Below are 13,542 nucleotides of genomic sequence, written 5' to 3' on the forward strand. Positions count from 1 at the left end.
GTCCGGGCACCCGTGCGCAGCGGGCTCCTGCCGGGGCGTAATCTGATGTGTCATGGACGTACCGAGAGAAGTACGGATCGAGGAAGCCCTCACCCGGGCCATCCACACCAAGCTGCCCCGGCTCTCCCTGCGCGTCGGCGTCCATCTCCTCGCCATGCATGTCAGCGGTTTCGTGCTGCTGGCCACGTTCCTGTTCCCGCCGTCCTGGGCGGTGGAGGCGTACGCCGTGCCGGACGCGATGCCGGCAGTGGTCATCCTGGCCGTGCTGTTCGGCCTCACGATCTGCCACGTGGCCGTGCAGTTGCCGGCCGCCCTGCTGGGGACCCTGGGGCACCGCCGTTCACCGGCCCGCGCCTACGCGACGGCCCTGGCGACGGCCGGGGTACTGGTCGCACTCCTGGTCTGGATGATCGGCGGTACGTGGGCCGACTGGCTGGACCTCATGGTGCGCCTGATGCTCTCGCTCGCCTGCTACGTCGCCCTCGCGCTGGTCAGATGAGCGCGGCCGGCTCCGTGGCGAGGTGCTCCCGCACCCCGCTGCCCGCCCGCGCGTACAACTCCGCCAGCTGGAACGCCAGATCCAGCGACTGACCGTGGTTCAGCCGGGGATCGCACGCCGTCGTGTAGCGCAGCGGGAGGTCCTCGGCGCGGACCGGTGAGCCGCCGCCCGTGCACTCCGTGACGTCCTCGCCGGTCAACTCCACATGGACGCCGCCCGGATGGCTGCCCAACGCCCGGTGCACCTCCGTGAAGCCGCGCACCTCGTCCCGGATCGCCTCGAAGGCACGGGTCTTGTGCCCGCTGGGCGCGGTCACCGTGTTGCCGTGCATCGGGTCGCACACCCAGCCCACCCGTGCGCCCTCCGCCAGCGCCTTCTCCACCAGCACCGGCAGCACGTCCCGCACCCGCTCCGCGCCCGCCCGCACCACGAAGGTCAGCCGCCCCGGGGTACGGGCCGGGTCGAGCCGGTCGAGATAGCGCAGCACCGTGTCGGGCTCGGTGCCCGGGCCGAGCTTGACCGCCACGGGGTTGTGGACCCCGCTCAGAAAGTCGATGTGCGCGCCGTCCGGCTGCCGGGTGCGCTCCCCCACCCACAGCAGATGCCCGCTGGTCGCGTACGGGCGGCCGGTCCGCTCGTCGGTACGGGTCAGCGCCCGCTCGTAGTCCAGCAGCAGCCCCTCGTGGCTGACGAAGAACTCCGCCGTGCGCAGCCTGCTCTGGTCGGCACCGCTCGCCCGCACGAACGCCAGCGCGCGGCTCACCTCCCGCGCCGTGCGCGCGTAGCGCCCCGCCGCCGGCGAGCCGGCCACGAACTCCTCGTTCCACTCCGCCACCTGCCGCAGGTCGGCGAACCCGCCCCCCACATGCGCCCGCAGCAGATTGAGGGTGGCCACCGACGCCTCGTACATCCGCTCCAGACGGCGCGGATCGGGCCGCCTGGCCGCTTCGGTGAACTCCTGGCCGTTGACGGCGTCGCCCCGGTACGAGGGCAGCGTCAGCGTGCCGCGCCGCTCCACCGGGCTCGACCGGGGTTTGGCGAACTGCCCCGCCATCCGGCCCACCTTGACCACCGGGAGGCCGCTGGCGTGGCTGAGCACCACCGCCATCTGCAGCAGCGTGCGCAGCTTGCCGCGCACCGCGTCCGCCGTCACCCCGGCGAAGGTCTCGGCGCAGTCCCCGCCCTGGAGCAACAGCGCCTCGCCGCGGGCGACGCCCGCCAGCCGCTCCCGCAGCCGGTCGCACTCCTCGGCGAAGACCAGCGGCGGGGCCGCGCCGAGGCGTCCGGTGACCGCCCGCAGGAGGTCCGGGTCCGGCCAGTCGGGCTGCTGTGCGTTCACGGCGATTCCCCTTTCCTTTCCCTCATGTGCCACCAGCTCACGGGACGGGCGGCGGGCCGGTCAAGAATTCCGGGAATGGACCGCATCGAAAGCAGCGGACTGGTCTGGTCGCCGTACGGCGCCCGGTGTTTCGATTGCCGATATCGAAGGGCCGGGAATTCACGAGGAGTTCAGTCATGCCATTGCCGGACGGTGAACCGATAGGGATACGGGTGACGGCGTCCGGACTTCCTCCGCACGACCCTCTCGAACTGTGGACCCGGCTGCGCGAGACCCGCCCCGCCGATGACGTATTCCTGCTGGAGAATCTGGAGAACGACGGCGGGCGGCGATCCGCCGTCGTCGGACACGGGCGGCTGGCGGAGCTGCGCGTGTACGGGGCGGGTGACGGCGGCGGCCGGCTGGAGATCACCGGCCTGCCGGCGCTCCGCGAGCCGCTGGTGGCGCTCGCCCGCCGGCACGGCCTGGAGGGCGACGCCGACCGGCTGCGGTTCGGAGACCCGCGCCCGCTGTGGGACGTACTGGCCGCCGTCCACGGGCTGTTCGCGGTGGACACCACGCTGCCGCCCGACCGGTACGCCTTCGGGTTCCTGACCACCCTCGCCTACGAGTCGGCCTGGCTGATGGAGGAACTCCCGCCCCGTACCAAGGCGCCCCGCGGCCCCGACCTGACGCTCACCCTCTTTCGGGACACCGTCTGGTACGACGACGGGCCGGCCGGGCCACTGCACCTGCGCGCCGAGAGCGAGGCATTCCCCGCCGCGCCGCCGGCCCCGCTGCCGCTGCTGCCCCCGCCCCCGCTGCCGTACGAGGACGGCGTGCCCGACGCCCCGCGCCCGCGCGCCGTGCGGGACAGCGTCAGCCGCGCCACCTTCCTGGAGTGGGCCGATCGCTGCCTGGAACACATCAGGGTCGGCGACATCTACCAGATCCAGATCGGCCACCGCGTCGACGTGGAGACCGAACTGACGCCCCATGACGTGTACCGGCGGCTGCGGGCCCGCAACCCGTCCCCGTACATGTACCTGGTGCCGCGCGCCGACGGACTGCTGATCGGGGCGAGCCCCGAGCTGCACATCCGCACCGAGGGCGGCGAGATCACCATGCGGCCCATCGCGGGCACCACGCCGCGCGGCCCCGACGACGCCGAGAACCGGCACCGCGTCAAGGAGTTGCGGGCCAGCACCAAGGAACGCGCCGAGCACGTCATGCTGGTGGACCTGTGCCGCAACGACCTGGGCCGCGTCACCGTCCCCAGCACCCGGCCGGTGGACGGCCTGATGGAGGTGGAGACGTTCTCGCACGTCTTCCACCTGGTGTCCACCGTCACCGGGCAACTCGCGCCGGGCACCGGCGTGTGGGACGCGATCCGGGCCACCTTCCCGGCCGGCACCATGACCGGCGCGCCCAAGATCCGCGCCATGGAGATCATCGACGGCCTGGAGCAGGAGGCTCGCGGCGCGTACGCGGGCGCCGTGGGGCTGCTGGACGCGCGCGGCACCTGGAGTGAACTCGCCCTGTGCATCCGCACCGTGGCCTACGACGGCGCCACGTACTCCACGCAGACCTCCGCCGGCCTGGTCGCCCAGTCGGAACCGGCGGCCGAATGGCGGGAAACCCTGGCGAAGATGGGGGCGACCTACTGGGCGCTCACCGGTGAGGAGTTGCTGTGACCACCACCCCCGACGCGGGCGGCGCTGCCGCTGCCTCTGCCACTGCCGCGAAGGCCCCCAAAGTGCTGCTCGTCGACGCGTACGACAGCTTCGTGCACATCATCGACCAGTACCTGCGCACCCTGGGGGCCGAGACGGTGGTGGTGCGCTCCCGGACCGGAACACCGGACGAACTGGCCGCGCTGGGGGCGGACGCCGTCGTGCTCGGCCCGGGCCCCGGGCATCCGGCCGCCTCCGGCCATGTGGAGCTGGTCCACCGGTTCGCCGGCCGGGTCCCGCTGCTGGGGGTGTGCCTGGGACACCAGGCGATCGCTCTGGCGTACGGCGGCCGGGTGGAGGTCGCCGACCAGGTGATGCACGGCCGCACCAGCTCGGTACGGCACGACGGTGACGGGGTGTTCGCCGGGCTCGGCAACACCCTGGAGGCCACCCGGTACCACTCCCTCATCGTGGCCGAACCGCTGCCGGAAGCCCTGCTGACCACCGCCGTGTCCGTCGACCACGGCTATGTGATGGGGCTGCGGCACCACTCCCTGCCGGTGGAGGGGGTGCAGTTCCATCCGGAGAGCGTGCTGACCACGGGCGGGCTGCAACTGCTGGAGAACTTCCTGTCCGGCGTCGGGTCCGGATCCGGCTCCGGTGCCGGCGTGGCTGTGGGTTCCGGCGTCGGCTAGGCCGCCAGCTCCCGTACCGCCTCCGCCACCCCCGTCCTGGGCAGCCGGGCATGTCCCAGCACCAGCGCGGGGGTGTCCCGGCGCGGTCGCGCGTGGAACGCCGCGCCGCCCCGCACCAGAACGGAACGGCGCAGCGCCCCCGCCACCAGCGCCGCCTCGTCCGTGTGCCGGGGCAAGCGCACATAGGCGTGCAGCCCGGCCGCGGGACCGAGCACCCGGGCGCCCGGGAGATGCCGGCGTACGGCCTCGTCCAGGGCGGCGCGGCGTACGGCGTTCAGCTTGTTCAGGCGGCGCAGATGCCGGTCGAACAGGCCGCCGCGCAGCAGCTCGGCGAACGCCCGCTGGCCCAGCGACTCACTGCCCAGATCCAGCCGGGCGCGCTGCCGCAGCAACCGCCGCAGCACCGGTTCCGGGGCGGCGAGCCAGCCCAGGCGCAGCCCGGGGCTGAGCGTCTTGCTGGCCGTGCCCGCGTAGATCACCCGGTCCGGGACGAGCCGTTGCAGCGCGAGGGGGCGGGTGACGGCGGGGTCGTACCACAGGCCGCCGTCGTAGTCGTCCTCGATGATCCAGCCGTCCCGCTCGCGCGCCCAGCGGGCCAGCGCCTCGCGGCGGGCCGGGGTGAGGGTGATGCCGGTGGGGAACTGGTGGGCGGGGGTGACCAGTACGGCGCGGGCGCCGGAGGCGGCCAGCCGCTCCACGTCGATGCCCTCGCCGTCCACCGGCACCGGGCAGGGGCGCAGCCCCGACTCGTGGATGAAGTGCCGCAGTCCCGGATGGCCAGGATCCTCCACGGCGAGCGTGCCGATGCCCTGGTCCAGCAGGTCGGCACCGAGCAGGCTGAGCGCCTGCGCGAACCCGCCCGTGATGACGATGCGTTCGGGGGCCGTACGGACGCCGTGCGCGCGGCCCAGATAGCGGGCGAGCTCGACGCGCAGCACGGTCTCGCCCGCCAGCGGCGGATAGCCGTCGTCCCGGTCGCCCGCGCCGGGCGCGGCCAGCGCCCGCTGGTACGCGGCCAGCCACTCGGCGCGCGGGAAGACCGCGCTGCTGTGACCGCCGGTACGCAGGTCCCAGCGGGCGGCCGGCACATGGCCGCCGTCCAGCAGCGGGGAGAGCACCGTCTCGCGCGGCAGGTGCCGCACGACGCGGGTGCTGGCGCCGCGCGCGGTGTCCAGGTAGCCCTCGGCCACCAGTTGGGCGTACGCCTCGACCACGACGCTGCGCGAGACGCCGAGATCCTCGGCGAGCCGGCGGCTGGAGGGCAGGCGGGTCGCGGGCTGGAGCGTACCCTCCTCGATTTCCTCCCTGATGAACGCCTGGATCTGGGCGGTGAGTGACGCCCCAGAATTCCGGGATATGGAGATGGCCATGTGCAGGGGCACGGGAATGCTCTCCCTCACTGGTATGTGCCGGTGGTGCGGAACTGGTCTGGCGCGGCCTCGAAAAGGCGGCCACGATGGGCGGCGCGATCCTTCAATTCCGGCCTTTTGCCGCGTTGTCTCAGCGGAGGAGAATTCCGTGACCGAATCGGAGCAGGACCGCTGGCCGCAGCTGTTGAATTCCCTGCTGGCCGACCGGGATCTGGACGCCGACGCCACCGAAGAGGCCATGGGCCGGGTGATGTCGGGCGAGGTGGGCCCCGCCCGGCTGGCCGCGCTGCTGGTGGCGCTGCGCGCCAAGGGCGAGACCTCGGCGGAGATCGAGGGGCTGGCCCGGGCGATGCGCGCGCACGCGCTGCCGCTGCCGGTGCCGGGCCCGGTGCTGGACATCGTGGGAACGGGCGGCGACGGCTCCGACAGCGTCAACGTCTCCTCCATGGCCGCGATCGTCGCGGCCGGTGCCGGGGCGCGGGTCGTCAAGCACGGCAACCGGTCGGCGTCCTCGCGGTGCGGCTCGGCCGATGTCCTGGAGGAGTTGGGCGTGGAGTTGCGGCTGCCGCCGGAGGCGGTCGCGGAGATCGCCGACGAGGCGGGCATCACCTTCGCGTTCGCGCCGCTGTTCCACCCGGCGATGCGGCACGCGGCGGCGACGCGGCGCGAGCTGGGGGTGCGTACGGTCTTCAACCTGCTGGGCCCGCTGGCCAATCCGGCCGCGCCGGCCGCGCTGGCGCTGGGCGTCGCGGACGCGACGGCGGCCGGGACGCTGGCCGGGGTACTGGCCAGGCAGGGCGTGTCGGCGCTGGTCTTCCGGGGCGACGACGGCATGGATGAGATCACGGTGACCACCACCTCGACGATCTGGTCGGTACGGGACGGCACGGTGCGCCGCGAGACGTTCGACCCGGCGGCGCTGGGCGTCGCGCGCGCCCCGCAGGACGCGCTGCGCGGCGGGGACCGGGCGTACAACGCGGCGGTGGCGCGGGCGCTGCTGGGCGGGGAGCCGGTGGCGCGGGCGGTACGGGACGCGGTGCTGCTGAACGCGGCGGCGGGCCTGGCGGCCCTTGAGCCGGCGGACGGCACCGTGACCGAACGACTGGCGGCCGCGCGGGAGCGGGCGACCGCCGCCCTGGACTCGGGCGCGGCGGCGGCCGTCCTCTCCCGCTGGACGGACGCCTGCGCGAAGCACGCGGAGCGCGTGGAGCGCGCTCCGGGGGTGTGAGGGACGCGGGCGGGTGAGCGGCGTGGGCGACCGCCCGCCGTAACCCGTCGGGGAGCCCTGGCCGCGCCGCGCCACCGGCGTGCACGAAGCGGGCACGCGACGCACGCCACGACGCCCACCGGCGGTACGCGGCGAACCGCCCGCCACCGTCCGGGGGTTGCCGGACAGTGGCGGTGGCGGTGGGGGTGGGTCATCGGGGGGCGGTGGGAGTTGTCAGGGCAGTGACCGCCGTGGCCGGGTCGTCGCCTCGGACCAGCGCTTCGCCGACCAGCACCGCGTCCGCGCCCTGGCCCGCGTACCGGGCGGCGTCCGCCGGGCCGCGGACGCCGGACTCGGCGATCCGTACCACCGTCTCCGGGATCAGCGGCGCGACCCGCCCGAAGGTGTCCGGGTCCACGTCCAGCGTGCGCAGGTCGCGGGCGTTCACGCCGATCACCTCCGCGCCGGCCGCCAGCGCCCGCCCGGCCTCCTCCTCGTCGTGCACCTCCACCAGCGGGCACATCCCCAACTCCGTGGCCAGCGCGCTCAGCCCGGTCAGCTGCCGCTGGTCGAGCGCCGCCACGATCAGCAGCAGCAGGTCCGCGCCGTGCGCCCGCGCCTCCCACACCTGGTACGGGTCGACGACGAAGTCCTTGCGCAGGACGGGCACGTTCACCCGCTCCCGTACCGCCGTCAGGTCCGCCAGCGAGCCGCCGAACCGGCGGCCCTCCGTCAGCACGCTGATCGCCGCCGCGCCACCCGCCGCGTACGAGGCGGCAAGCGCGGCGGGGTCGGCGATCGCTGCCAGCGGGCCCTTGGACGGGCTGGCCCGCTTCACCTCGGCGATCACCCGCAGCCCGCCAGGACCCGGGCGCCGCAGCCGCGCCGCGGTCGCCGCCCCGGCGGCCGGACCGCCCGCGTACGCCGCCGCCCGCTCGCGCAGTGTGCTCTCGGGTACCTCGGACCTGCGCCGCTCCAGGTCCTCGCGCACCCCGGTGATGATGTCCGCCAGCACGCTCATCCCGTGCTCTCCTCGCTCTCCCGGCTCAGCGCCGCTTCGAAGACCCGCGGGTCGGTCTGAGCACCCTCGAACCGTTCCCCTCCGCTGAAGCGGTACACGGGAACGGCGTGAATCCCCTGATCACGGGCCGAACGGACCGCGTTCCTGACCTCTTCGGTCCCTTCCCCGGAGCCGAGGAACGCCCGGGCGGCGTTCTCGTCCAGGCCGGCCGCCGCCGCGCGGGCGGTCAGCACGGCGGGGTCGGAGATGTCGGCGGCCTCCGTGAAGTACGCCGCGAACACCAGCTCCTCCAGCCGTCCGCGCGCCGCGCCCCCGTACTCGCGCCCCGCCCACCACAACAGCCGGTGCGCGGGCAGGGTGTTGGCGGCGAAGCCGCTCTCGTTGTGGAAGGTGACGCCGTGGGCGCGCCCGGCCGCCGTGACCTCCTCGCTCATCGCCCGCGCCCGGTCCGCCCCGTACTTGCTCCCGAGCCACTCCAGCATCGGCATCGGCTCGGCCGGCAGTTCGCCGTCGATCTGGTAGGGGTGCGACACCACTTCCGTGCCCGGCCGGCCGAAGGAGGCGAGGGCGCGTTCGAAGGTCCGCTTGCTGAGGTAGCACCAGGGGCACGACACATCGGACCAGACATCGATTCTCACCGGGACGCCCCTTCGTTGACGGTGGCCGGGTCAAAGCCGCCGACCCGTGCGAACTCATCCGATATGTCTCGCAGTTCGGTGCCCGGGAAGACGTCGTGCACCGCGCGGAAGCCGCCGGGCGCGCGCTGGTGCGCCAGGTCGATGACGACCTCAGGCCCGCGGGCCCGGGCGCTGTGCTGGATGCGGGTGACGGCGGGCAGCCGTTCCGCCTCGTAGCCGGCGAGCGCCGCCCGTACGTCGGTGGTGCCCGCCAGGTGCCGGGCCAGCGACCGGGCGTCGATGATGGACTGGGTGGCGCCGTTGGAGCCCATCGGGTACATGGCGTGCGCGGCGTCGCCGAGCAGCGTGACCGGCCCGTGGGTCCAGCGGGGCAGCGGATCGCGGTCCACCATCGGGTAGATGTACGCCTCGTCGGCGGAGCTGATCAGCCCGGGCACATCCAGCCAGTCGAAGGCCAGATCGGCGAAGTCGGGAAGGAACTCCCGCGGTGACACGGCCCGGTTCCAGTCGGCCGGCTCGAACTCCTCGCCGGGTGCCGCCGCCCGGGCCACCGCCCAGTTCATCAGCACGGAACCACTGCCCGAGGGGCCGGACATCGGGTAGATCACCGCGCGCCGCCGGTCGTCCCCCGCGATGATCATGGTGTGTCCGTCGAGGAACGGCGGCGCCCAGGTGGTGCCGCGCCACACGATGAGCCCGCTCCACGGCGGCGGCCCCTCGCCGGGAACCAGGGCGGCCCGTACGGCGGACCGGATGCCGTCCGCGCCGATCAGCGCGTCCGCCTCGTACCGCCGGCCGCCCGCGTGCACCCGCACCCGGCCGCCGCCCGGCGGTTCCTCGAAGTGCTCCACCCGCGCGCCGGTGACGATCGCGCCCGCGCCGAGCCGCTCGCGCACCGCGTCCGCCAGCACCGACTGGAGCGCGCCCCGGTGGATGGAAAGTTGCGGCCAGTGGTATCCGGCCGCCCGCCCGCGTGGTTCGTGCCAGATCAGCTGGCCGTGCCGGTTGTGGTAGCCGAGCGCGCCGGTGGGCACCGACACGGCCGACAGCCGTTCCAGCAGGCCGAGTCCATCCAACTCCCGTACGGCGTTGGGCAGGATGTTGAGGCCGACGCCCAGCGGCCGGATCTCCGGGACGGCCTCCAGCAGCCGCACCTCGCCGACGCCGGCCGCGTGCAGGCTGAGGGCCGTGGTGAGGCCGCCGATGCCGGCCCCCGCGATGAGCACGCTCATACCGCCGCCCTCCGCTGCCCGTGCGACGCGCGGCCGGCGGACGGCCGGGTCAACTGCGCGGCGGACCGGGTGAGATCGATGATCTGCCGCAGCAGATCGACGCTGGCGCCGCCGCTGCCGACCGGGTACAGCCGCAGGTCCGCGTCGTACGCCTTGCGCGCGATGCCCAGGTGCCGGCCGCGGAAGACCACCAGGACGCGTAGCAGACGGGCCAGCGCCTCGGTACTCGCGCGCAGCGCCGGGGCGCGCCGCTCCGCCTCCGCCGGGTCCTCGCCGAAGGCTTCCACCAGCCGGCCCACGACGGAGGGGGTACGGACCCACCGGTCGTACAGGTCGCGCCAGCGGCGCAGGCTGTACGGGATGGACTCGCGCAGGAACACCTCGTAGCCGGGCTCGCTGTGGTCGGCGGCCCAGATCGCCAGGTCGATCAGCCACAGCGGCACCTGGGCGGCGGCCGGGCCGAGCAGCACCCGGTCGCCGACGTCGATCGCCTCGAAGTAGGGCCGCAGCACGCGCGCGAAGAACTCGGGGCCGACGTTGGCGACCACCATGTCGATGGCGGTGACCGTCATCTCCGTGTGCCGGGTCAGCTCGTCGGTCAGCAGCGCGAACTTGGGGTCGGCCAGGTCGGTGTCGCTGAGGGTGGCGGCGAGTTCGAGGCCGTCGCGCAGCGGCGAGAAGACCATCCGCACGGACTCCTGGAGGTACGCCTCCTGGACGTCACCGGTGTACATGCGCTGCCGGGTGCCCAACGGGTTCCAGGTGCAGTAGTGGTGCACGGTGTCGCGCGGCACCATGTCGGTGCGGCGGCCCAGTTCGAGCAGGACAGGCAGCGCCTCGGGCACCACGTCCAGCGGTTCGGTCCCGTGCCGCTTGAGGGAGCCGAGGAACATGCCGAGGTCGCGCATCGCGGCGACGGACTCCTCGACCGAATAGCAGGCGAGCGCGTCGGGGGCGGGCAGCAGCGCGCGCAGGGCGGCGGCCATCGCCGGGATGTCGGCGGCCTCGTTCTGCCGGCGCAGCGCGAAGCAGGCGCGGTCGGCCGTTAACGGGTCGAGGTCGCGGATGGTGGCCACCCGTATGGGGTTGCCGAGGTCGAGGTCGAGGTGCGGCGTGGCGGGTTGGCTGCGGGTGGGCATCGCGGTCTCCAGAGGGAGGTGTCGGACGATCGGAAGATTCGGGCGAACGGCACGCATCGGGACGGCGGCACAGCGGGACGGCCGGACGGCGCCCGCGCGCGTTACGGCGTCGGCGCGTTACGGCTGACCGCGTACCGCGCGTGACGGCGTGCGGCGTCCGCGTTCGGGCGCGCGTGGGGATGCGGCGGCTCGCGGGCCGGCGCGGGCGCGTGGGGATGAGGTGGCTGCCGCGCGGTGGGGGCGCAGCGGCGGGAGACGGGCGCCGCGTCAGGCGGGCGGCGCGACCAGGGCGCGGGTGTGCGGCGGTGGACCGGTGGTGCCCGGTACGGGCGGTGGTGCCGCGCGCAGGACAACGTGGACGTTGACGCCGGAGATGCTCTGTCCGTTGACGGCGGCCAGGGCGTCCCCGGTGCCGGTTCCGGGGTCGATGTCCGTGGACGGCAGCGGCTGGGCCGCCGTCGGCACGGTGATCGGCAGCCGGCCCCAGTCCACGTACGGCGAGGGGGTGGTGAAGTGCAGGCTGGGCGGCACGGTGCGGTGTTCCAGGCACAGCACCGTCTTGATCAGGCCGGCCACTCCCGCGGCGGCCTCGCAGTGCCCGATGTTGGTCTTGACGGACCCCACCAGCAGCGGGCGCCCGGGGGGCCGGCCGGCGGCCAGCTCCTCGTTGAGGGCGGCCAGTTCGACGCGGTCGATGCCAGTGCCCGTGCCGTGCGCCTCGACGTACCCGACGCTGCCCGGCGGTACGCCGGCCGCCTCGTACGCCCAGCGCATCGCCAGGCGCTGGCCGGTGACCGAGGGGTCGGTGAGCCGTTTCTTGGTGTCGCCGTCATGGCTGATCGCGCTGCCCAGCAGCACCGCGCGCACCCGGTCGCCGTCGGCGAGCGCGGCGCGCAGCGGCTTGAGGACCACCACGCCGACGCCCTCGGCGCGTATGAAGCCGTCGGCCGAGGCGTCCGCGAACTTGCAGCGCCGGTCGGCGGCGAGCACCCCGGCCCGGCCGAAGAGGTCCTCGGCGAGCGGTGACAGCACGGCGTTGACGCCGCCGGCCAGCGCCAGGGTGGATTCGCCGGCCCGCAGGCTGGTGCAGGCGAGGTGGACGGCGGTGAGCGAGGACGCCTGTCCCGTGTCGAGGGTGACGCTGGGGCCGTGCAGCCCGAGCGCGTACGACAGGCGGCCGGCGAGGACGGAGCGCTGCTGGCCGCCGCCGGTGAGGGCGGTGAGCGGGTCGAGCCGGTGTGCGGCGCCGCTCTCGCGCAGCCGCTCCCAGTGGTCGGCCTGACTCTGGCCGGCAAAGACCGCGGTGCGGGTGCCGGCCAGGGTGGCCGGGTCGGTGCCGGCGTCGGCGAGCGCCGCGCGGGCCGTGCTGAGCAGCAGGCGCTGCTGCGGGTCGATGGCGGTGTCCCCTTCGGGGTCCGCGTCGGGGAGGGCGGTGGCGCGGTCGCCTTCGCGTGCGCCCCGGTCGCCGTTCTCGTTGCCGTTCTTGTTGCCGCCCGCGTCGACGTCGTGGTCATCGATGTCGTCGAGGCGTGGTGAGGGCGCTTCGGCGCCCCGGCACAGCAGGTCCCACAGTTGCGCGGGCCCGGCCGCCCCCGGCAGCCGGCACGCCATGCCGATGATGGCGATCGGCTCGGCCGCCGACTGCGCTTCCCCCTGGTGATGTGCGGTCATGTGTCGTTCCCCCCTTTCGCTGATGATCCGGTGGCCGGCGCGGCACGGACCCCCGCCCGCGCCGGCCGCCGTATCACTCCGCGGCGCCTGCCCAGGTCTGCCAGGGCTGCTCGATGATCCATTCCAGTGCCGGGGTGAGGTGCACACCCAGCTCGCGCTCGACGTCCGCCGGTTCCGGGTCCAGCAGGTGCGCGGCCGTACCGCCGGCCACGTGGTGGTAGATGCCGGCCACCCCGGCGGCGGCCGCGGCGCCCACGACCTGGCCGAGGCCCGCCTCGAACTGCTCCACCGGCAGCGGCAGATAGCTCACCTCACGGTCCAGGCCCCGGCTGAACCGGTCGGCCAGCTCGGGCCCGGTGAGGATCTCGGCGCCGCCGACGTTCAGCACCCGGCCGACCACGTCCTCGGCCTCGAAGGCGGCGGCCACCACCTTGGCGAGGTCGTGGTGCGACATCCACGCCACGCGCTGCTCGGCGGGCAGCGGGTACGCGAGGACGCCGTCGTTGACCAGCGCCGGGCCGTTCCAGGGGCTGAAGAGGTTGTCGAGGTAGACCGGCGGGCGGACGACCACGGTGGGCACGCCGCTGCCGAGCAGGATCTCCTCGGCCGCGCGGCGGGTCTCGAACCCGGCGAAGCCGGTGACGGCGTCCGGCAGCGGGGTGTTGGTGTTGTACACGATCCGCTCGACGCCGGCCGCGCGGGCCGCCCCGGCGATGTTGCGGGCGTACCGGGCGACGGTGTCGGCGTCGTACTCCAGCGGCATCACCACGGCGGCGTGCGTGACGCCGTCGAACGCCTTGCGCAGGTCATCGGCGTTGCCGAGGTCGGCGGCGACCGGTGTGACGAGCGGGGCGCCCGGGCCGTCGGAGCGGTCCGGCTGCCGGGCCAGGCCGCGTACGTCGTCGCCGCGGCCGGCCAGCAGCCGTGCGACGGCGCCGCCTTGGAAGCCGGTGGCTCCGGTGACCAGGTAACACCGCTCCCGGCGGTTGTGCGTCATGTGTCTGTCTCCCTTTGATCGGGTGTGGGGACGGGGGGGGTGGGTGCGTACGGGTACGGATACGGGTGGTACGCGGGTGGTG

General features: G+C 74.2%; 12 protein-coding genes. 4 read left to right on the forward strand and 8 right to left on the reverse strand.

The genetic code is table 11. From position 1 onward, the window contains the following. Window positions 1–52: 52 nt before the first annotated feature. Complete coding sequence (locus tag ACTFAP_RS12970; protein ID WP_495684672.1) at window positions 53–499, forward strand: hypothetical protein; 447 nt, start codon at window positions 53–55, stop codon at window positions 497–499. Here the strand turns inward: ACTFAP_RS12970 and ACTFAP_RS12975 are convergent. Further along, entirely contained in the window at window positions 492–1,838 is a 1,347-nt protein-coding gene (locus ACTFAP_RS12975) for a class II 3-deoxy-7-phosphoheptulonate synthase (RefSeq protein ID WP_500469144.1), read from the reverse strand. The two genes, ACTFAP_RS12970 and ACTFAP_RS12975, sit on opposite strands and share 8 nt — an antisense overlap. A 176-nt stretch (window positions 1,839–2,014) precedes the next feature. On the opposite strand from ACTFAP_RS12975, the gene ACTFAP_RS12980 reads away from it, so the two are divergent. Together ACTFAP_RS12980 and ACTFAP_RS12985 are read left to right on the forward strand one after the other, a co-directional pair. Beyond that, window positions 2,015–3,511 (forward strand): anthranilate synthase component I family protein, encoded by a 1,497-nt coding sequence (locus ACTFAP_RS12980; RefSeq protein ID WP_500469145.1) that lies wholly within the window; start codon window positions 2,015–2,017, stop codon window positions 3,509–3,511. A 62-nt stretch (window positions 3,512–3,573) separates the two neighbouring features. Beyond that, window positions 3,574–4,185, forward strand: coding sequence for a glutamine amidotransferase-related protein (locus tag ACTFAP_RS12985; protein ID WP_495684945.1), 612 nt, complete (start codon window positions 3,574–3,576; stop codon window positions 4,183–4,185). Here the strand turns inward: ACTFAP_RS12985 and pdxR are convergent. Beyond that, a complete protein-coding gene (pdxR, locus tag ACTFAP_RS12990; RefSeq protein WP_495684675.1) occupies window positions 4,182–5,567 on the reverse strand; it encodes a MocR-like pyridoxine biosynthesis transcription factor PdxR in 1,386 nt (461 codons plus the stop codon). The genes ACTFAP_RS12985 and pdxR overlap by 4 nt on opposite strands. 136 nt (window positions 5,568–5,703) lie before the next feature. Here pdxR and trpD point away from each other — a divergent pair, with 136 nt between their 5' ends. After that, complete coding sequence (gene trpD, locus ACTFAP_RS12995) at window positions 5,704–6,783, forward strand: anthranilate phosphoribosyltransferase (RefSeq protein WP_495684676.1); 1,080 nt, start codon at window positions 5,704–5,706, stop codon at window positions 6,781–6,783. Between the two features lie 190 nt (window positions 6,784–6,973). Here the strand turns inward: trpD and trpC are convergent, their stop codons facing one another. The 6 genes from trpC to ACTFAP_RS13025 all read right to left on the reverse strand — a co-directional run bounded on the left by trpC (window position 6,974) and on the right by ACTFAP_RS13025 (window position 13,460). Beyond that, window positions 6,974–7,783 (reverse strand): indole-3-glycerol phosphate synthase TrpC, encoded by an 810-nt coding sequence (gene trpC, locus ACTFAP_RS13000; protein WP_495684677.1) that lies wholly within the window; start codon window positions 7,781–7,783, stop codon window positions 6,974–6,976. Next, a complete protein-coding gene (locus ACTFAP_RS13005) occupies window positions 7,780–8,421 on the reverse strand; it encodes a DsbA family oxidoreductase (protein WP_500469146.1) in 642 nt (213 codons plus the stop codon). The genes trpC and ACTFAP_RS13005 overlap by 4 nt, the downstream gene beginning before the upstream one ends. After that, window positions 8,418–9,653, reverse strand: coding sequence for an FAD-dependent monooxygenase (locus tag ACTFAP_RS13010; RefSeq protein WP_495684679.1), 1,236 nt, complete (start codon window positions 9,651–9,653; stop codon window positions 8,418–8,420). Before ACTFAP_RS13010 ends, ACTFAP_RS13005 begins: the two co-directional genes overlap by 4 nt. Beyond that, window positions 9,650–10,792 (reverse strand): monodechloroaminopyrrolnitrin synthase PrnB family protein, encoded by a 1,143-nt coding sequence (locus ACTFAP_RS13015; protein WP_495684680.1) that lies wholly within the window; start codon window positions 10,790–10,792, stop codon window positions 9,650–9,652. The genes ACTFAP_RS13010 and ACTFAP_RS13015 overlap by 4 nt, the downstream gene beginning before the upstream one ends. Window positions 10,793–11,059: 267 nt before the next feature. Beyond that, on the reverse strand, window positions 11,060–12,463 hold the full coding sequence (locus ACTFAP_RS13020; RefSeq protein WP_500469147.1) for a beta-ketoacyl [acyl carrier protein] synthase domain-containing protein: 1,404 nt from the start codon (window positions 12,461–12,463) through the stop codon (window positions 11,060–11,062). 73 nt (window positions 12,464–12,536) lie between these two features. Then, the gene (locus tag ACTFAP_RS13025) at window positions 12,537–13,460 is read right to left on the reverse strand and encodes an NmrA family NAD(P)-binding protein (RefSeq protein WP_495684682.1); all 924 of its coding nucleotides are present in this window, start codon (window positions 13,458–13,460) and stop codon (window positions 12,537–12,539) included. Window positions 13,461–13,542: the final 82 nt, after the last annotated feature.

It is taken from the genome of Streptomyces sp. PH9007 (genome assembly GCF_059813725.1).